This is a genomic window from Bradyrhizobium sp. USDA 3364, assembly GCF_054056355.1.
In genome coordinates this window covers 2133529-2151366 of sequence record NZ_JBSRYG010000002.1, presented here as the reverse complement: position 1 = coordinate 2151366, position 17838 = coordinate 2133529, and the positions used below count along the sequence as shown (strand labels likewise).

Annotated in this window: 19 protein-coding genes and 1 other RNA gene; 9 read left to right on the top strand and 11 right to left on the bottom strand. The window is 64.4% G+C overall.

Features of this window, described 5'->3' with window-relative positions:
• Window position 1 precedes the first annotated feature (1 nt).
• Both ACVILL_RS10025 and ACVILL_RS10020 read left to right on the top strand, forming a co-directional pair.
• Complete coding sequence (locus ACVILL_RS10025) at window positions 2-1453, top strand: NCS1 family nucleobase:cation symporter-1 (RefSeq protein ID WP_456734224.1); 1452 nt, start codon at window positions 2-4, stop codon at window positions 1451-1453.
• 189 nt (window positions 1454-1642) lie between these two features.
• Window positions 1643-2155 carry a TIGR02281 family clan AA aspartic protease gene (locus tag ACVILL_RS10020; protein WP_456728907.1) on the top strand — a complete coding sequence of 171 codons (513 nt, stop codon included), beginning with the start codon at window positions 1643-1645 and terminating at the stop codon, window positions 2153-2155.
• Window positions 2156-2433: 278 nt separating this feature from the next.
• Here ACVILL_RS10020 and ACVILL_RS10015 read toward each other — a convergent pair whose 3' ends face one another.
• Entirely contained in the window at window positions 2434-2919 is a 486-nt protein-coding gene (locus tag ACVILL_RS10015; protein WP_456728906.1) for a hypothetical protein, read from the bottom strand.
• A 9-nt stretch (window positions 2920-2928) separates the two neighbouring features.
• Entirely contained in the window at window positions 2929-3648 is a 720-nt protein-coding gene (locus ACVILL_RS10010) for a hypothetical protein (RefSeq protein ID WP_456728905.1), read from the bottom strand.
• Between the two features lie 97 nt (window positions 3649-3745).
• Here ACVILL_RS10010 and ACVILL_RS10005 point away from each other — a divergent pair, with 97 nt between their 5' ends.
• Both ACVILL_RS10005 and ACVILL_RS10000 read left to right on the top strand, forming a co-directional pair.
• On the top strand, window positions 3746-3985 hold the full coding sequence (locus tag ACVILL_RS10005; RefSeq protein WP_456728904.1) for a hypothetical protein: 240 nt from the start codon (window positions 3746-3748) through the stop codon (window positions 3983-3985).
• A 331-nt stretch (window positions 3986-4316) separates the two neighbouring features.
• The gene (locus ACVILL_RS10000; RefSeq protein WP_456728903.1) at window positions 4317-5816 is read left to right on the top strand and encodes a phosphomannomutase/phosphoglucomutase; all 1500 of its coding nucleotides are present in this window, start codon (window positions 4317-4319) and stop codon (window positions 5814-5816) included.
• Window positions 5817-5936: 120 nt separating this feature from the next.
• Here the strand turns inward: ACVILL_RS10000 and ACVILL_RS09995 are convergent, their stop codons facing one another.
• The 7 genes from ACVILL_RS09995 to ACVILL_RS09965 form a co-directional block, all read right to left on the bottom strand.
• Window positions 5937-6758, bottom strand: coding sequence for a methyl-accepting chemotaxis protein (locus tag ACVILL_RS09995; protein WP_456728902.1), 822 nt, complete (start codon window positions 6756-6758; stop codon window positions 5937-5939).
• Window positions 6759-6786: 28 nt separating this feature from the next.
• Window positions 6787-7404 (bottom strand): hypothetical protein, encoded by a 618-nt coding sequence (locus ACVILL_RS09990; protein WP_456728901.1) that lies wholly within the window; start codon window positions 7402-7404, stop codon window positions 6787-6789.
• Window positions 7385-7696: a hypothetical protein gene (locus tag ACVILL_RS09985; RefSeq protein ID WP_456728900.1), complete on the bottom strand. Its 312-nt coding sequence runs from the start codon at window positions 7694-7696 to the stop codon at window positions 7385-7387. The genes ACVILL_RS09990 and ACVILL_RS09985 overlap by 20 nt, the downstream gene beginning before the upstream one ends.
• 160 nt (window positions 7697-7856) lie before the next feature.
• Entirely contained in the window at window positions 7857-8357 is a 501-nt protein-coding gene (locus tag ACVILL_RS09980; RefSeq protein ID WP_076864535.1) for an Lrp/AsnC family transcriptional regulator, read from the bottom strand.
• A 76-nt stretch (window positions 8358-8433) separates the two neighbouring features.
• Complete coding sequence (locus ACVILL_RS09975; RefSeq protein WP_456728899.1) at window positions 8434-9381, bottom strand: sugar kinase; 948 nt, start codon at window positions 9379-9381, stop codon at window positions 8434-8436.
• 79 nt (window positions 9382-9460) lie between these two features.
• The gene (gene nudC, locus ACVILL_RS09970; RefSeq protein WP_456728898.1) at window positions 9461-10411 is read right to left on the bottom strand and encodes an NAD(+) diphosphatase; all 951 of its coding nucleotides are present in this window, start codon (window positions 10409-10411) and stop codon (window positions 9461-9463) included.
• Window positions 10412-10417: 6 nt separating this feature from the next.
• Window positions 10418-10837, bottom strand: coding sequence for an HIT domain-containing protein (locus tag ACVILL_RS09965; protein ID WP_456734223.1), 420 nt, complete (start codon window positions 10835-10837; stop codon window positions 10418-10420).
• Window positions 10838-10948: 111 nt separating this feature from the next.
• On the opposite strand from ACVILL_RS09965, the gene ffs reads away from it, so the two are divergent.
• The 5 genes from ffs (at window position 10949) to ACVILL_RS09940 (ending at window position 14615) form a co-directional block, all read left to right on the top strand.
• Window positions 10949-11045: signal recognition particle sRNA small type (gene ffs / locus ACVILL_RS09960), an RNA gene on the top strand.
• A 110-nt stretch (window positions 11046-11155) separates the two neighbouring features.
• Window positions 11156-12997 (top strand): DNA polymerase III subunit gamma/tau, encoded by a 1842-nt coding sequence (locus tag ACVILL_RS09955; protein WP_456728897.1) that lies wholly within the window; start codon window positions 11156-11158, stop codon window positions 12995-12997.
• A 23-nt stretch (window positions 12998-13020) separates the two neighbouring features.
• Window positions 13021-13341, top strand: a complete 321-nt coding sequence (locus ACVILL_RS09950; RefSeq protein ID WP_018269493.1) for a YbaB/EbfC family nucleoid-associated protein — start codon at window positions 13021-13023, stop codon at window positions 13339-13341.
• Between the two features lie 91 nt (window positions 13342-13432).
• Window positions 13433-14038 carry a recombination mediator RecR gene (recR, locus tag ACVILL_RS09945; protein ID WP_456728896.1) on the top strand — a complete coding sequence of 202 codons (606 nt, stop codon included), beginning with the start codon at window positions 13433-13435 and terminating at the stop codon, window positions 14036-14038.
• 148 nt (window positions 14039-14186) lie between these two features.
• Entirely contained in the window at window positions 14187-14615 is a 429-nt protein-coding gene (locus ACVILL_RS09940) for a hypothetical protein (protein WP_456728895.1), read from the top strand.
• A 226-nt stretch (window positions 14616-14841) separates the two neighbouring features.
• Here the strand turns inward: ACVILL_RS09940 and ACVILL_RS09935 are convergent, their stop codons facing one another.
• Entirely contained in the window at window positions 14842-16218 is a 1377-nt protein-coding gene (locus tag ACVILL_RS09935; RefSeq protein ID WP_456728894.1) for an AmpG family muropeptide MFS transporter, read from the bottom strand.
• Between the two features lie 297 nt (window positions 16219-16515).
• On the bottom strand, window positions 16516-17724 hold the full coding sequence (locus ACVILL_RS09930) for a DNA recombination protein RmuC (RefSeq protein ID WP_456728893.1): 1209 nt from the start codon (window positions 17722-17724) through the stop codon (window positions 16516-16518).
• Window positions 17725-17838 lie beyond the last annotated feature (114 nt).

The following is a 17838-nucleotide window of genomic DNA, read 5'->3' as shown; positions in this document are numbered from 1 at the left end:
TCTGGAGATCAAGAACCCATCGCCGTCGCTGTATAATGAAGACCTGGCGCCGGCCAGGGAACGCAACTGGGGCGCCTTCAGCATCTTCAACGTCTGGACTTCGGACGTGCATAGCCTCTGGGGCTATTATCTCGCCGCCAGCCTGTTCCTGCTCTGCGGCAGCTTCGTCAATTTCATCCTCGCGATCGGCGTCGGCTCGCTGGTGATTTTTGTGCTGATGAGCCTGATCGGCAATGCCGGCGTGAAGACCGGCGTGCCCTATCCGGTGCTGGCGCGCGCCTCGTTCGGGGTCTGGGGCGCCAACATTCCGGCGCTGGTGCGGGCCATCGTCGCCTGCTTCTGGTACGGCGCGCAGACCGCGGCGGCCTCGGGCGCGATCGTCGCGCTGCTGACGCGTATCGACAGCTTCAAGGCGTTCCACCAGTCGAGCCACATGCTCGGCCACTCGACGCTCGAGGTGATCTGTTTCGTGGTGATCTGGGCGCTGCAGCTCCTGATCATTCAGCGCGGCATGGAGACGGTGCGGCGCTTCCAGGATTGGGCAGGGCCGGCGGTATGGCTGATGATGCTGATCCTTGCGATCTATCTCTGCATCGCGGCCGGCGGCATCTCGCTCACCGCGCCGATCCCGCAGGATGTGCTGCTGGAGAAGACCAAGGATGCCGGCGTGCCCGGCGAACCCGGCACGTTCGCTGCGCTGTGCGCCGTCGCCGCGACCTGGATCACCTATTTCGCCGCGCTTTATCTCAACTTCTGCGACTTCTCGCGCTATGCGCCCGACGCGAAGGCGCTGCGCAAGGGCAATATCTGGGGCCTGCCGGTCAATCTGATCCTGTTCTCGCTGGTCGCCGGCGTCACCACGATCGCAGCGTTCAACGTCTATCACGAGGTGCTGCTGCATCCCGACCAGATATCGGCGAAGTTCGACAGCTGGTTCCTGGCGCTGCTCGCGGCGGTCACTTTTGCGGTGGCAACGCTCGGCATCAACGTCGTCGCCAATTTCGTCTCGCCGGCATTCGATTTCTCGAACGTGTTTCCGCGGCATATCGACTTCAAAAAGGGCGGCTACATCGCGGCGCTGATCGCGCTGGCGCTGTATCCGTTCGCGCCCTGGGAGGGCAGCGCCGCCTCGTTCGTCGGGCTGATCGGTGCCACCATGGGGCCGATCTTCGGGATCATGATGGTCGACTATTTTCTGATCGCCAAAGGCCGCGTGAACGTGCCGGCGCTGTATCAGGAGGACGGCGAATATCGCTTCCAGAACGGCTGGAACGTCAGCGCGCTGATCGCGGCCGCGATCGGCGCCCTGTTCTCGTCGGTGCTGCCGAATTTCACCTCGCTCCTGCCGGCTTGGTGGGCGGTCTATGGCTGGTTCTTCGGTGTCGGGATCGCCGGCGCGGTCTATTATGCGCTGCGCGTGGCGAAGCCGAGCCCGGTCGCCAAGACGGCCTGAAACACCGCCTGAAAGCCCGCAAATTCCGGCCCTTGCGGGCGGCTGATGGCATTCGGCCGCCTCGGCGGGCTGATCTTAACTCTTCGCTCATCCTTTTCGCCAAAATGGCAGCCTCGTGCCGGCGCCCTCGCTCGCGGCGGGGCGTGCGGCGTGGTGAAATTGCGTGTTCGGTTTTCCGAGTATGGTGTCATGCGTAACTTGATGATTTTCGCGGCCATCCTGATCGGGCTGGGCACTTTCATGGCCCAGATGGCCAGCAAGATGTCGCCCGCCGCCGCGACCACCGCAAAGCAGACCATGGCTCCCGCCGTCACGGTGGCGCAGGCCAGCGCCCGCACGCTCAGCATCGCGCCCGACCCGCGCGGTCATTTCGCGACCGACGGCCGGATCGATGGCCAGCGCGTCAACTTCATGGTCGACACCGGCGCCTCCGTGGTCGCCCTGAACGAGACCTCGGCGGCGCGCTTCGGCCTGCGTCCGGTGCCGGGCGATTACACCTCGCGCGTCACCACCGCCAACGGCACCATCAAGGCCGCGCGCGCCCATATCGCCATGATCGAGATCGGCGGCCTTACCGTGCGCGACGTCGACGCCCTGGTGCTGCCGGACGAGGCGCTGTCGGAAAACCTGCTCGGCCTGTCCTTCCTGTCGAAGCTGAAGCGCTTCGAATACGCCAACGGCAAATTGTTGCTGGAGCAGTAGGGCCGATTGGCATCAAAGCCCTATCGAAGTCTTCCGCTGGATGTCTTCCTTCGTGATGCCGATCATCTCCTCGGAACGGCAGAAAATTCCGCCGAAACGGAGGAGGGTGGACACCCAAATAGCCTCGAGGGAGTTCAGAGCGCTGCTGCTTGTTCAAATTTTGGGAATGAGAGGGCATCAAGTTGATCTTCGCGACGGCGCGGCATTTGCGCCAGACGTTCGCGGACAACATTCAGACCTGCGCTTTCGCAGAGTGTCGAGCCGGTCTCCCGGCGTGCTCACCGCAAATCCCTGCTGCACTCTCTAATATAGTCGGGCGGATCGTCGAGATTCGGGCATCGCACGACCTGATCGCAAAAGACTTCGTCACCATGTTTGAATATCAAGACTTTTAAACTCTCGGCTCTCTCCGTCGGTTTCCCAATAATAGCTATGCCTAGACCGCGATCGTCACCTGATAGCGACACCTCATCTACGCCAAAAGCAAAAACGGATAGACACTCTTGCGGCACATCGGTCCATTGTCCATTGTGTTCAATGCGCATCGACCGTTCCAGGCCTATCCCAAACCCTTTTTTTTCCGGGTTTCGGTCGCAAACTGCCTTGAGGGTCCGAAGTTCGATCCTCGCAAGATCCCCGCCTTGTTGATTTTTGAAAGTCAAAGTCACGACATCCGGCTTACACCAGGGGCCGGAGTTTGCCTTGCATACCGTTGAACTGGTGAGCAGAAGGCATAAGGCTCCCGCGAGCGCGACCGTTTTCATCGGCATGACTCAATATTTGTATCGATTCCAATCGGGCATTCTCGACCCCGTCGGCTTGCCGTGAAGCCAATACAAATAGCTCCCATCCCAAGATCCAACCCACGCTCGATAATCTGGAGTTTTCTGAGAATAAGCCTCCGCATTCTTTTTATCTCCATCACTTTCAAGCTGATTTTCCCAGTGCATGTGCCCACGCGCGACCGCATCCCTATCGCCAAGCCCCACACCACCGTTTCGCGCTCCGTCTTGGAATCCACGTGCTATCTGATCGTAGTAATATAGTCCGTCGCGCTTATAAATTTCCACGCCCAGTTCCGGGATAAAGCCCCTGCTCTTGGTCTCTTCCGGGTAATGTTGGGTCCCAAGGTCTATCATTTCCTTGCGGGCAGCGTCCCATGCGCGTTCCGCGCTCTCGAAACCGATCCCCGCATTGCGGCTCGGATAGTCACCACCTTCGTCGCCGCCGAAACGCTTGATGCCGACGATGCCACCCGATCCGCTGGGGCTGTTGCCAGTCGCTGGCCCATTGACGTCGGGCTGACCGGCTCCTGTCGCGGGCTGTTGCGGCAGGGTTTGCGGCTGCGCTGGTTGAGTCGGTGTCGGCGGCTGTTGAAGCTGCGCCTGTTGCGCAAGGCCATTCGCGGCGAACGGGTCGTGGTCAACCGGAACGAGCGAGTAGTCATCGAAATCCGGCTGATGGTCCACCGGCACCAGAGAGTAATCAGGCATGATCATCACCTACAGATATTGCGGACACGTCGGATGAGTCCGTGCGTGACCGCACCTCGCGGAGAGGGCTGGGTTGGCTTTGTATGTTTGAAGGCAAGTGCTTGAAGGCAAAGCGCTTGAAGGATGGCTTACGCAACGGCGCGGAAGTGTCGCTTCCGGTTCGGCTTGCGCATCGTCTTCGCCGGGCGCCCGTCTGTCGGTGGGGGCGGCCCTGGCTGTCAGCCAGTTCGGCACGCTCGGCAGCGTACTGGCCGACAGCGCCTGTCCGATTCAAAAAGCCCGCAGCGGATTTTCCGGTGCGGGCTTAGTTGTCGCGACGGTGAAAATGTATCGGTGAGTTGCCCGACGTGTCAACCATTCGATGCGCAGATCTATTCGACGGGCAGATTGCAGAGCGCCGGGAGCGGCTGAAATAACAACCGCACGGCAATGCCTCTCCATGCCTGGAGCTACCCCCTGCAGAAACTATGCAGGGTCGGAGCGGTTAGCGGTCAAGCAGCTCGCAGGGCACAAAAGCGCGGCGTATTGCGCCGGCGTGCTGGTATTTCGCCGACGCCAAATCTGCCGCAATTATTAGCCACAAGCCGTCAATCCTGCCTTCCGCTGCGGCGATGCATTCGCTAAAGGCTGCGGCGATGTCTTTTTGCATGCGACCATAAGGCCGACCCATGTTTCCCAAGCCGAAATCCGCGCTGGTCCCGAACACCTATGCCTTCGAATCCGAGCCGATGGTGAAGCCGACCGGGTTTCGCGAATACGACGCGCGCTGGCTGTTCAACAAGGAAATCAATTTGATGGGCGTGCAGGCGCTCGGCATGGGGCTCGGCGCGCTGATCGCGGAGCTCGGCGTCAGCCGGGAGATCGTCACCGGGCACGATTTTCGCGGCTATTCCGCGTCGATCAAATACGCGCTGATCTCGGGCCTGATGGCGGCGGGCTGCAAGGTGCACGACATCGGCCTCGCGGTGACGCCGATGGCCTACTTTGCGCAGTTCGATCTCGACGTGCCCTGCGTTGCGATGGTCACCGCCTCGCACAACGACAATGGCTGGACCGGCGTCAAGATGGGCGCCAACCGTCCGCTCACCTTCGGCCCCGACGAGATGACGCGGCTGAAACAGATCGTGCTCAACGCCGCGTTCGACAACAAGGCCGGCGGCTCCTACCAGTTCCACGAGAACTATCCGGCGCGCTACATCGCCGACCTCACCAGCCGGCCGAGGCTGAAGCGCAAGCTGAAGGTCGTGGCCGCCTGCGGCAACGGCACTGCGGGCGCGTTCGCGCCGCAGGTGCTGGAGGCGATCGGCTGCGAGGTGATCCCGCTCGACACCGAGCTCGATCACACCTTCCCGAAATACAATCCGAATCCGGAAGACATGGAGATGCTGCACGCGATCCGCGATGCGGTGCTGGCGCACAAGGCCGATGTCGGCCTCGGCTTCGACGGCGACGGCGATCGCTGCGGTGTGGTCGACAACACCGGCGAGGAGATCTTCGCCGACAAGGTCGGCGTCATGCTGGCGCGCGACATGTCGGCGATCAACGCCAACGCGCAGTTCGTCGTCGACGTGAAGTCGACCGGGCTGTTCGTGACCGATCCGGTGTTGCAGAAGCAGGGCGCCGACACGGTCTACTGGAAGACCGGGCATTCCTACATGAAGCGCCGCACCAATGAATTGGGCGCGCTCGCGGGCTTCGAGAAGTCCGGCCACTTCTTCTTCAACAAGCCGTTCGGCCGTGGCTATGACGACGGCCTGGTGTCGGCGATCGCGATCTGCGAGATGCTCGACCGCGCCCCCGGCAAGTCGATGGCCGATCTGAAGGACGCGCTGCCGAAGACCTGGTCGTCGCCGACGATGTCGCCGCATTGCGCCGACGAAGCGAAATACGGCGTCGCCGACGCCGTCGTGAAGCACTTCGAGACCTTGCAGCAGAAGGGCGCGCAGGTTGCGGGCCAGAACATCCGCGATCTCGTCACCGTCAACGGCGTGCGCGTCACGGTCGAGGACGGCAGCTGGGGCCTGGTGCGTGCATCCTCGAACAAGCCGGAACTCGTGGTCGTGGTCGAGAGCCCGGTCAGCGAGCAGCGCATGCGCGACATGTTCGAGGCGATGGATTCCGTGCTGCGCACGCATCCCGAGGTCGGCGAATACAATCAGAAGATTTGAGGGCGGCGACCAGCCTCGTCATTGCCGGGCTTGACCCGGCAATCCATCGCAAGAAATCCTTTCGTGAAGATCGATGGACACGCGGGTCAAGCCCGCGTGTGACGTCCGATGTCCGCTGCCTCACGCCGCCCGCAGCGAGGCCAGGAAGCGGTCCAGCTCGGTCTTCAGCCATTCCGACTGCGAGGTCAGGCCGTTCGCCGCATCGAGCAATTGCGCGGTCGCGCCGCCCGCCTGTTCGGACGCGCGGTTGACGTTGAGGATGCCTTTGTTGACGTCGCGGGTGCGATCGGCCGCCTGCTGCAGATTGCTGGAGATCTCGCGAGTCGCCGCACCTTGCTGATCGACGGCCGCCGCGATCTCGCCGGAGACGTGGTCGATTTCCGCGATGGTGGTGCCGATGGTCCCGATCGCGCTGACGGCGGCGCCGGTCGCGCTCTGGATGTCCTGGATCTGAACCGAAATCTCCTCGGTCGCCTTCGCGGTCTGGTTGGCCAGCGCCTTGACCTCGCTCGCGACGACGGCAAATCCGCGGCCATGCTCGCCGGCGCGCGCCGCCTCGATGGTCGCGTTCAGGGCGAGCAGGTTGGTCTGGCTGGCGATGCTCTGGATCAGCGTCACCACCTCGCCGATCTTCTGCGTGCCGTCGGCAAGACCCTGGACCACGGAGTTGGTGCGGCGCGCCTCGTCGGCGGCCTTGGCGGCGATTTTCGCCGAGCGGGTCACCTGCTCGGCGATGCTGTTGATCGACGCCGTCAGCTCCTCGGTCGCCGACGCCACGGTTTCCACGTTGCTCGATGCCAGCGTCGATGCGGAGGCGGCGGCGGTGGCCTGACGGATGGTTTCGGCGTTGCTGCCGTTCATGGTGGCCGACAGGCCCTGCATCGCGTTCGCCGCCACCGCGACGGCCTCGACGACCTCGCCGATCTTGCGCTCGAAGCCCAAGGCAAGTTCGCGTCGCGCGGCGTCACGGTCATGCTTCGCCCGTTCGGCCTCGATGCGTTCGGCATTGGCGCGCGCCTCGGCGCCACTTGCGGCCTCGGCCTCCGCCGCCTCTCTGCGCCGACATCTTGAACAGCTCGGCGAGGGTGTGTGCGAGCCAGATCAGCACGCCGGCCTCGATCAAGAGAATCACGGCGTGGAGAACGACGCGGCCGAAATCGGCACCGCCGGGATAGATCGCGGCCGGCAGGATGAAATTCAGCGTCAAATGATGCAGGGCAACCGCCGCGGTGCCGGCGACGATCGGCCGGTAGTCGCAATAGGCGACGAGGCAGGCCAGCGCGGCGAAGAAGTACATGTGCATGTCGACCTGCCAGCGGTGGCCCGCGAACTGGTAGACCAGCATCGACACGCCGGCCATCAGGGCGACGGCGACGATCAGGCGCGTGGAAACGCCGTTTCCCGACATGCGCCACGAGGCCGTCGCAGTCAGCGCCATTGCGACCATGAAGCCGGCCGGGATCAGCCAGTCGGTGTGCAACGACATGCCGACGATGATCGCGATCGGAACGTGCAGCCAGAGCACCACGAGCAATATCTTGCTGGCCGTCTCGCGCAGCGCGGCCATTTCATCGCCTTCGAAGGTCATCCCCACCCCCCAGATCGTCGTTCGCCTTGAAGCAGCCAGCGATCGCCCGCGGATCCATGGTCAGCAGGACGCCGGCCTCGTACAGCCGGCTCAGCCCGCCATCGCGGTCAGGCCGCACCACCAGCAGGGCCGGGATGGCGGTCATCCGAACGATCGACGCATTGGCGGATGCGGCGGCCAGCAGCGCGCGCTCGGCGCGCCACCACGGCGGAAACGCCACGGCCACCACGTCGCTGCCCGCACGCACCTGCAGCGACAGCATCGCGACCGCGATCCAGCTCGCAATCAGCAACGCAGCCGCGCCCAGCCATGCTGGCCGTCGCCTCGCTGGGATGATCTCCCCCGGCACCATGGCAGCACAATACCGCTGGCGGCTCTAACTTCAGGTAAATGCCGGTCAGACGAACTACCTGGGGGCGTATCGACGTTCGTATGGGGTCGTGCGGCGGCGCTTACGCCGCGGGCACCGGCAGCGCCGTCACCGACTTGATCTTCTCCATCGCGAAGCGCGAGGTGACGTTCTTCAGTGGCACGGCACTGATCAGCTTCTTGTAGAACACGTCGTAGGCCTGCATGTCCGCGACCACGACGCGCAGCATGTAGTCGACATCGCCGGCCATCCGATAGAATTCCATCACCTCGGGCATCGCGCTGACGGCGTCGGCGAATTTGCGCAGCCAGGCTTCCGAATGGTCGGCGCTCTCGACCGAGACGAAAACGGAAATGCCGAGCCCGATCTTGTTCTGATCGACCAGCGCGACGCGGCGCAGGATCACGCCGTCGGCCTCGAGCCGCTGGATGCGCTTCCAGCACGGCGTCGACGACAGTCCGACCCGGTCGCCGATTTCGGCGACGGAGAGCGAGGCATCCTCCTGTAATACGGTCAGGATCTTGCGATCGATGGCGTCAAGGCGGCGGTTATTGTCATGAAGCTGAACGGCGACGTCAGTCATAGAAGAAAGTTCCACATGAAGGTCCTGTATCCCTCATATAGAGAAGAATCTTCCAAATCAAGCGATTCGTAGCCGGTCAGGCCGGCCGGGCATCGGCGTGTTCGCCCAAAAACGCTTCAACTTCAGCACGTTGCGGTGCGGCATAAGCACCTCCGAAGCGGGTGCATTTCAGCGCTGCAGCGGCCGAGGCGAAGCGCAGCGCCTGCCGCAGCTCCTGCTTTTCGGTGACGGCCAGCGCAAACGCCCCGTGGAAGACGTCGCCGGCACCGAGCGTGTCGACGGTATGGACCGGGAAGGCCGCGGTCTCCTCGAGCTCGCCCCGCTCGTTGAGCCAGATCGTGCCCATCGGGCCGCGGGTGCCGGCCAGGAAGGAGGGCGTGAGCTTGGCGAGCTTGTGCAGTGCCTGGCCGTCGTCGGTGACATCGGCGGTCTCCTGCAGCGGCTCGCTGGAAAACACCAGATGCGAGGAGGCGGTGAGCAGCCCCTCCCGCATCGACATCGCGCGGTCGACGTCGACCACCACGGGAATGCCGCGCCTGACCGCCTCTGCGCACAGCTCGGTGCAGAACGGCGCGCAGCGGCTCTCGGTCAGGATCGCGGCGCAATCCTCCAGCAACAGCTCGGTCGGCGGCAGCTTCACCTTCCAGAGCTCGGGATCGCGGAACGTGACGATGGTGCGCTCGCCGCTGTCGTCGATCATGATCGCCGAGATCGGCGTCACCAGGTCCGGCATGTGGATGAGATGGTTGGTCTCGATGCCCTCCTCGGCGAGCTTGTCGAAGATGAAGCGGCTCGAGGTTTCCCGCGAATCGCCCATCGGTCCGCAGATCGAGGCGCGGCCGCCCAGCCGGACGATGCCGATCGCGGCATTCAGCGCGTTGCCGCCGCAGATCTCGTCGAAATGGGTCGCATTCTCCTTGGAGCCGCGCGCGGGAACGCCGACCCGGAACGTCAGGTCGCGCACCGGCAGGCCGATGCAGAGGATGCGGGGCGGGACTTTCGGGGCGCCGTCTTGAAAATTCATGCGGTGATCCGTCGCAATGGTTCCGTCAATTGGCACGAGCCGTGCCAGATTTAATCGGCAGAACGATGTCCGGTTCCCGCTATTGGTCCAACGGGTTTCGGTGGTGCACCCAGCGGCCGAGCAAATGGTGGGCGATCGCGAACGGATGCGGACCGGCGAGGCCGTCGGGGTGCTGGCGCTTGAGCATCATCGTCGCCTCGGCGTGGTCGAACCAGCGCGCATCCTCGAGCTCGGTGCGGTCGACCACGATGTCCTCGTTGGTCGCACGCGCGGTGCAGCCGATCATCAGCGACGACGGATAGGGCCAGGGCTGCGTCATGTAGTAGTTGACGTCGGTGCAGCGGATGCCGGACTCCTCGAAGATCTCGCGCCGCACCGCATCCTCGATGGTCTCGGCGGCCTCGACGAAGCCGGCGAGGCAGGAATACATGCCCGGCATGAACTGCTTCTGCCGGCCGAGCAGCACCTTGTCGCCATGCGTGACCAGCATGATCACGACCGGATCGGTGCGCGGAAAATGCTCGACCTTGCAGCTCGGGCATTCGCGCTTCCAGCCGCCGTCCTTCATCGCCGTCCGGGTGCCGCAGTTCGGACAGAAGCCGTGGCGCTGGTGCCACGTCACCATCGACTTCGCCATCGCGATCGCCGAGAGCTGCTCGGGCGGCACCACGCCCTGCATCGCCATGCCGCGCAACTCGGTGATCGCGACGTCGGCGCGCCCGATCAGCTTCTCGGCCGCCTGCGGCGCGATTCCCATGCCGAAGATCGGCGCCGAATCGCGCAAGCCGAGGAAGATTGTGCCGGGATTGGCGCCGTAGCCGCGCGCTTCTTCCAGCGAGAGCAGCGCGCGGGCGCCGCCATCCTCCTGCTTCACGACCAGCGAGTCGCGATAGATCACGTAGGCTCTGGCCTGGTGGTGGCCTTCCAGCGCGAACAGTTTCTCGTCATCGGTGCGCAGATGCGCGGCGCGGTCCAGCACATGGGTGACGAAGGCCGGCTGGCCGAGCGGAAATGAATCGAATGCAGACATTGAATCTCAACCCAACCAGATCTTGCGGCGAAGCGCGCCGATGAAATTTTGCACTTCCTCGGCGTCATGCGCCAGCGGCGGCATCACGCCCCAGACGGGACGCGGCCATGCCGCGTCGCTGGTGCGGCGCGCGATGACGTGGACGTGAAGCTGCGGGACGAGGTTGCCGAGCGCGGCTACATTGAGCTTGTCGCACTTGGTGACCTCTTTGAGGGCCCGCGAGACGCGGGTGATTTCCGTCATCAGCTGTGCCTGCTCGACCTCGTCGAGGTCGATGATCTCGACCGCGCCGTCGCGCCGCGGCACCAGCAGCAGCCAGGGATAGTGCGCATCCTTGATGACGAGCACCTTGCACAACGGCAGGTCGCCGATGTCGATGGTGTCTTTCTTGAGCTGCGAATGCAGCGACCAGTTGGAGGCGGGCATGAGGGGCAAATAATGCCTTTCCATGTTCCCAGACAAGCCCCACAAAGCCAGCCTTACAAAGCCGGGTCAGGCCGCTTGCTTTCCGGCGGTTTTGGCCCCAAATAGGGACCGGGAGATTGGCGGTGGACGAGCCACTCGCCAACCGGGTCAGGTCCGGAAGGAAGCAGCCCTAACGAGGTCCGGATCGGGTCGCTCGTCAGTCTCCTACCTGTTTTTCCGAGCGAATCGCGCTGGAATGGCGGTCTCCGCGCCCGGCGCTTGATTTCGGCTCCCATCCGCACGCCGGCTGCAAGAGACCCCTAAGTTGCGGATCGACGCATGAATGACGCTGGCGACCCCTCCCACCCGTCCGACGGCGCAGGCCAAAGCGGCTTTGATCTCGGCGGCGCGCCGGATGCCGCCAAGCCCTACCGCGTTCTCGCGCGCAAATACCGCCCCTCCAGCTTCGAGGATCTGATCGGCCAGGAGGCCATGGTGCGCACGGTCTCGAACGCGTTCGAGACCGGGCGGATTCCGCAGGCCTGGATCCTCACCGGCGTCCGCGGGGTCGGCAAGACCACCACCGCGCGCATCCTCGCCCGCGCCCTGAACTACGCCAAGCCGGACGGCTCGGTGACCGGGCCGACCATCCACATGCCCGACCTCGGCGTGCACTGCCAGGCGATCATGGAAAGCCGGCACATGGACGTGCTGGAGATGGACGCCGCGTCCCACACCGGCGTCGACGATGTCCGCCAGATCAATGACAGCGTACGCTATGCACCGGCCAGCGCGCGCTACAAGGTCTACATCATCGACGAAGTCCACATGCTGTCGACGGCGGCCTTCAACGCCTTCCTGAAGACGCTGGAGGAGCCGCCGGAGCACGCCAAGTTCGTGTTCGCCACCACCGAAATCCGCAAGGTTCCGATCACGGTGCTGTCGCGCTGCCAGCGCTTCGACCTGCGCCGCGTCGAAGCCGACGTGCTGATGAAGCATCTCGGCAACATCGCCGCCAAGGAAGGCGTCGAGGTCGAGCCCGAGGCGCTCGGCATCATCGCGCGCGCGGCCGAGGGATCGGTGCGCGACTCGCTGTCGCTGTTCGACCAGGCGATCGCGCATGCCGCAGGCAACGTGAAGGCCGACGCGGTCAGGCAGATGCTCGGCCTCGCCGACCGCACCCGCGTCATCGATCTGTTCGATTCGCTGGCGCGCGGCGATCTCGCCGCCGCCTTCGCCGAGTTCCGCGCGCAATATGATGTCGGCGCCGATCCGGTCGTGGTGTTGTCCGACCTTGCCGAGTTCGTCAATTTCGTCACCCGCGTGAAGGTCGTGCCGGGGACCGCCGACAATGTCGCGTTCGGCGAGACCGAGCGCGTCCGCGCGCGCGAATTCGCCGCAAAACTGTCGATGCGAGTGCTGTCGCGGATGTGGCAGATGCTGCTCAAGGGCATCGCCGAGGTGCAGACCGCGACGCGCCCGGCCGCTGCCGCCGAGATGGTGCTGGTGCGGATCGCCTATGTCGCCGATTTGCCGACGCCGGATGAGGCGATCCGGATGATCGAGCAGAATGGCGGCGGCGCGGCTCCCTCGACATCAGGCTCCGCCGCATCGTCGCCGGCACGCGGCGCACCGGCTTCGTCCGTGTCGGCGATGCCGTCGGCCCCGGTGCGCGCGCCGCAGGCTTCCCCGCGCGCCGATCTCGCCGCGCGCCCGCAGATGGCGGCGCCGGCCAGCAATGCCGCGCCGGCGCTGCGGATCACGAGCTTTCCGCAGTTGATCGCGCTCGCCGGCGAGAAGCGCGACATCATGACCAAGGCCGCGCTGGAGGCCGATGTGCGGCTGGTGCGCATCGAGGACGGCCAGCTCGAGATCGCACTCGAGCCGAAGGCACAGCGCGCGCTCGTGACCGATCTGTCGCGCAAGCTCGAGCTGTGGACCGGGCGGCGCTGGACCGTCATTATTTCCAACGAGGCCGGCCAGCCGACGGTGCGCTCGCAGAACGAGCAGGCACGCAGCGAGCATCAGCGCGCCGCCGAAGCCGATCCGCGCGTGCAGGAGGTGCTGGCGCGCTTCCCCGGCACCAAGGTGGTCGAGGTTCGCCGTCTTGCCGCCGAGGTTCCGGCCGAGGATGCGACCGGCGAAGACCCGATTGAAACTTCCGACAGCGACGACGATTGATATTTGACGATAGGAACGCACGCATGGCTGATTTTCTCGGCATGATGAAGCAGGCAGCGCAGCTGCAATCCAAGATGCAGGAGATGCAGGAGCAACTCGGCAATGTCGAGGTCGAGGGCATTTCCGGCGGCGGTCTGGTCGCGGTGCGCATGACCGCCAAGATGGAAGTGAAGGGCATCAAGATCGATCCGTCGCTGATGAAGCCGGAGGAACGCGAGGTGCTCGAGGATCTCCTGGTCACCGCGCATGGCGATGCCCGTCGCAAGGCCGAGACCGCGATGCAGGAGAAGATGATGGCGCTGACCGGCGGGCTCGGCCTGCCGCCGGGATTTGGTCCGACTTAGAGCGCAGCGAGATGGAGATGAATCATCATCGCTCTTTAGTGAGCATGACCTTTTCGGAAAACCGCTTCGCACTTTTCCGGGTCATGCTCTAATGGCTGCAAGCGTTGCCGGCCCCGAGATTGAACGCCTGATCCAGTTGCTGGCGCGGCTGCCGGGCCTCGGGCCCCGTTCGGCGCGGCGCGCGGCGCTGCATCTGATCAAGAAGCGCGAAGCGCTGATGACGCCGCTGACCGCGGCGCTGCAGGTCGCGATCGACAAGATCGAGGTCTGCAAGACCTGCGGAAACATCGATACACAGAATCCCTGCACGGTGTGCACCGATCCGCGCCGCGATCCCTCGATCATCGTCGTGGTCGCCGATGTCGCCGATCTCTGGGCGCTGGAACGCGCCAATGCGACCAATGGCCGCTATCACGTGCTCGGCGCAACGCTGTCGCCGCTCGACGGCGTAGGTCCGCAGGATCTCACCATCGATCAGCTGGTGGCGCGCGCGCATGCGTCCGAAGTCACCGAGATCATCCTGGCGTTGAATGCGACCGTCGATGGCCAGACCACCGCGCATTACATCACCGACCTGTTGTCGGAGGCCAATGTGCGGGTGACGCGGCTGGCGCATGGCGTGCCTGTCGGCGGAGAGCTTGATTACCTCGATGAAGGTACGCTATCGGCTGCCATGCGGCAGCGGACGCTGTTCTAGCGCGCGCTCGAGAGCCGGGCGGGGCAGCATTTTGCCAAGCGATCAGTCACAAGTCGAAAAGATCGCGCTTAAACAAAATGGTAGGGTTGGATGACGATTCGGGGACGGTCATTCACGCTCTGACGGATCAGCTACGGAACACCTGAAAATGACGACACACCGATTCGGCGTACGCTTGGGCTTTGTGCTTCTGGCGGCGACATTCGTCGCGCCCTGTGCGATCGCGCAGCAGAGCGATGCGCCGCAGAAGCCCGGCAAGATGATTCGGGCCGGCGACGTGCTGTCGGGGGAGCTCAGCGCGATGAAGGTGCGTGACGCCAAGAACCGCGGCAAGCGCGTCGCGACCTACCAGATCACCAGCGAGCCGCGCCGCCTGCCGCCGCCGAATGGCCTCTGCGATCTCGAAACCGGGCCGGAGACATTCCAGCTGATCCCGACCAACGACACCCAGGCCGCGCAGCTCAAGAGCCTCTCCGGCAAGGCCATCTCGGTGAAGGTCGACGAGGTCGCCTGCGCCAAGGATGCCGGCGAGATGAGCGAAGCCATCGTCACGAAGTGGAGCGTGGTGGCGAAGTAGGTGCCGCGCCGCAATCGCCGCTCGGATGTGCAGGTGATGACACCGCGCTATTCGACATCTTGAATTGCGACCCATCCTCATCGTCGTCCTGGCGAAAGCCAGGACCCATAACCACCGGTCTTGGTTGGCGGATGGATCGCGGCCCCATCGTCGCGCAACAGTTCGCATTTGGGGTAATGGGTCCTGGCTTTCGCCAGGACGACGATCGCGGGTGACGACAGTCGGACTAAACCCGTACCGGCCCCAGCTCCTCAAAATGCCCGCGCCGCTGCAGCCAGGCGAGCAGAATCAGGCTCGGGATCGCGACCAGCACGCAGATCACGAAGAACATCGGCCAGCCGACCGCCTTGGCGACATAGCCCGCGCCTGACGACAGATAGGTGCGGCCGACCGCCGCCAGCGCGGTGAGCAGCGCATACTGGGTCGCCGTGTGCAGCGGATTGCGGCACAGCGCGGAAAGATAGGCGACGAAGATCACGGTGCCGATCGCGCTGGTGAAATTCTCCGCCGTGATCGCGAGCGCGAGCGCCCATTGATCGACGCCGACATGCGCGAGCCAGGAGAACGAGAGGTTGGCGACCGCCTGTAGCACGCCGCCGATCCAGAGGCTCTGCGCGAGCGAATAGCGCCGCGCCACGAAGCCGCCGGCAAAGCCGCCGATCAGGGTGGCGGCGAGGCCGACGCCTTTCACGATCGCCGCGTAATCGACCTTGGAAAAGCCGATGTCGATCACGAACGGCGCGGTCATGGTGCCTGAGAACGCGTCGGTGAACTTGAACAGCACCACGAAGGCGAGCGCGGCGAAGGCGTCCTTGCGGCTGAGGAACTCGGAGAACGCGCCGAGCGCGGCGTGAAACACGCGTTCGGCTGCGTTCTGCTCGTGCGTGGCCGTCTCCGCGCCTTTCGATTGCGCCGGCTCGGTCGCCGCAAGCGCGGTGACGATGCCGATCACGACCAGCCCGGCCATCACCACATAGCCCCACATCCACGCCGACGGGCGCGCGAGGCCGGCGGACTCGAACCCGCTGACGATGAACAGCGCGCCGGCGGTCGAGACCAGCATGCCGACGCGATAGGCCGCGACATAGGACGCCATGCCGGCGGCCTGCTCGCTTTCGGGCAGGCTTTCGACGCGGAACGCGTCGACCACGATGTCCTGGGTCGAGGAGGCGGTTGCGACCAGCAGTGCGGCGAAGGCCGCGAACCAGGGCGAGCGTGCCGTATCCGCCATCGCCAGCACCAGGATCGCCGCGATCAACAACAGTTGCGAGAACAGCAGCCAGCCGCGGCGGCGTCCGAACATCTGCGTGAACAGCGGCACGTGCAGCGCGTCGACCAGCGGCGCCCACAGGAACTTCAGCGTGTAGGGCGTGCCGATCAGCGCCAGCAGTCCGATGGTGCCGAGATCGACCCCGGCCTCCTTCATCCACACCTGCAGCGTCGAGCCCGACAGCGCCAGCGGCAGGCCCGACGAGAAGCCGAGCAGCAGCACGATCAGCACCCGCGGCTGCAGATACACCGCGAAACTGTCGCGCCACGAGGTGGCGGCGGGCTTTGGTTCCGGCCTTGCGGACGTGTCCGACGTCGCTTCAGGTGCTGTCATAGATGAGGTGTTACCAGATTCGGCCCCAAAAAGACTGTCATCGCCCGGCTTGACCTCCAATACGCATGCCGGGCGGCCTCCGCCGTCGTTCTGGCGAAAGCCAGGACCCATTACCCCAAATCTCAATTGTTGCGCGACGCTAGGGCCACGATCCCCTTCGCAATCCAATGCGGTGGTTATGGGTCCTGGCTTTCGTCAGGACGACGTGCGGGGAGACTCACCCGCGCTCCGGTGTCGTCGCCCGGCTCGACCGGGCGATGACACTGATTATGCCGTGCGACCTGTGGTCAGCAACGATCACTCCCCTGCCTGCAGCTTGCGCGGGGCGGGGAACAGGTCGGGGGCGGCGGGCTTGACGAAGCGCGGCACCTCGATCGGGGTCTCGACCTTGCTGAAGTCGAGTTCCTCGATGCGGCCGGCGCGTTTTTCGATCTTGTCGGCGGAGATCAGGATCTGCCTGACATCCTCGTTGACTTGGCCGAAATGGGTCTGCAGCTTGAGCACGCGGTCGCGCAGGCGGCCGAGATCATCACCAAGGTGCATCACCTCGTTGCGGATCTGGTCGGCGGCGTCGCGGATGCGGGCGTCCTTGAGGATCTGCTGCATCACCTGGATCGCCAGCATCAGGAGCGAGGGCGACACCAGCACGACGCGGGCGCGATAGGCTTTCTGGATCACATCGTCGAAACCATCATGGATTTCGGCGTACACCGATTCCGACGGCACGAACATCAGCGCGGTGTCCTGGGTCTCGCCCGGGATCAGGTACTTCTCCGCGATGTCGCTGACATGCTTGAGCACGTCGGCGCGCAACCGCTGGCAGGCCGATTTGCGCTCCTCGTCGCTGCGCGCATCGTGCAGCGCGGTCATGGCCTCGAGCGGGAATTTCGCGTCGATGCAGAGCGGGCGCTGATCGGGCAGGAACACCACGCAGTCCGGCCGCTTGCCTGATGTCAGCGTGTACTGGAACTCGAACGAGCCCTTCGGCATTCCGTCTTGGACGATCGCCTCCATCCGCGCCTGGCCGAACGCACCGCGCGATTGCTTGTTGGCGAGCACGTCGCGCAAGGTCGTCACCTGGGTGGTGAGCTCGTTGAGGTTCTTGTGCGCATGGTCGATGATGCCGAGCCGTTCGTGCAGCACGCGCAGCGAATCCATGGTGTTGCGGGTCGATTGTTCCATCGACTGGCCGACCCGGTGGGTCACCGAATCCAGCCGCTCGTTGACCGCGCGGGCCATCTCGGCCTGGCGGCCGGCCAGCGCCTGCGCCATGGCGTCGACCCGTCCGGAGGACTCGCTCTGGGCCCGCAGCATGTCGGCGAGCCGTTCCTCCAGTTCGTCGGCGCGGATGGCCTGGGCCATCGCGAGTTCCGCGCCGCGCCGGCTGGCGCGGGCAATCACCATCGCAATGGCGAACAGCAGGATCAGCGCCAGCGCGCCAAGGCCGATCAGCGCGTCGGAGACGCGGACCGGCAGGTCGCCAATGGTGAGGAGAATCTCGTTCATGGCATCCGTTGTAGCCGATTCGCGGCCAAGCGCGAACGAAGAGGGAACGCTGATGGTAAATGCTTCTCTAACCTTCTTGGTTAATGGGCCGTGAAGAAACGTGGTTAAGGTTGT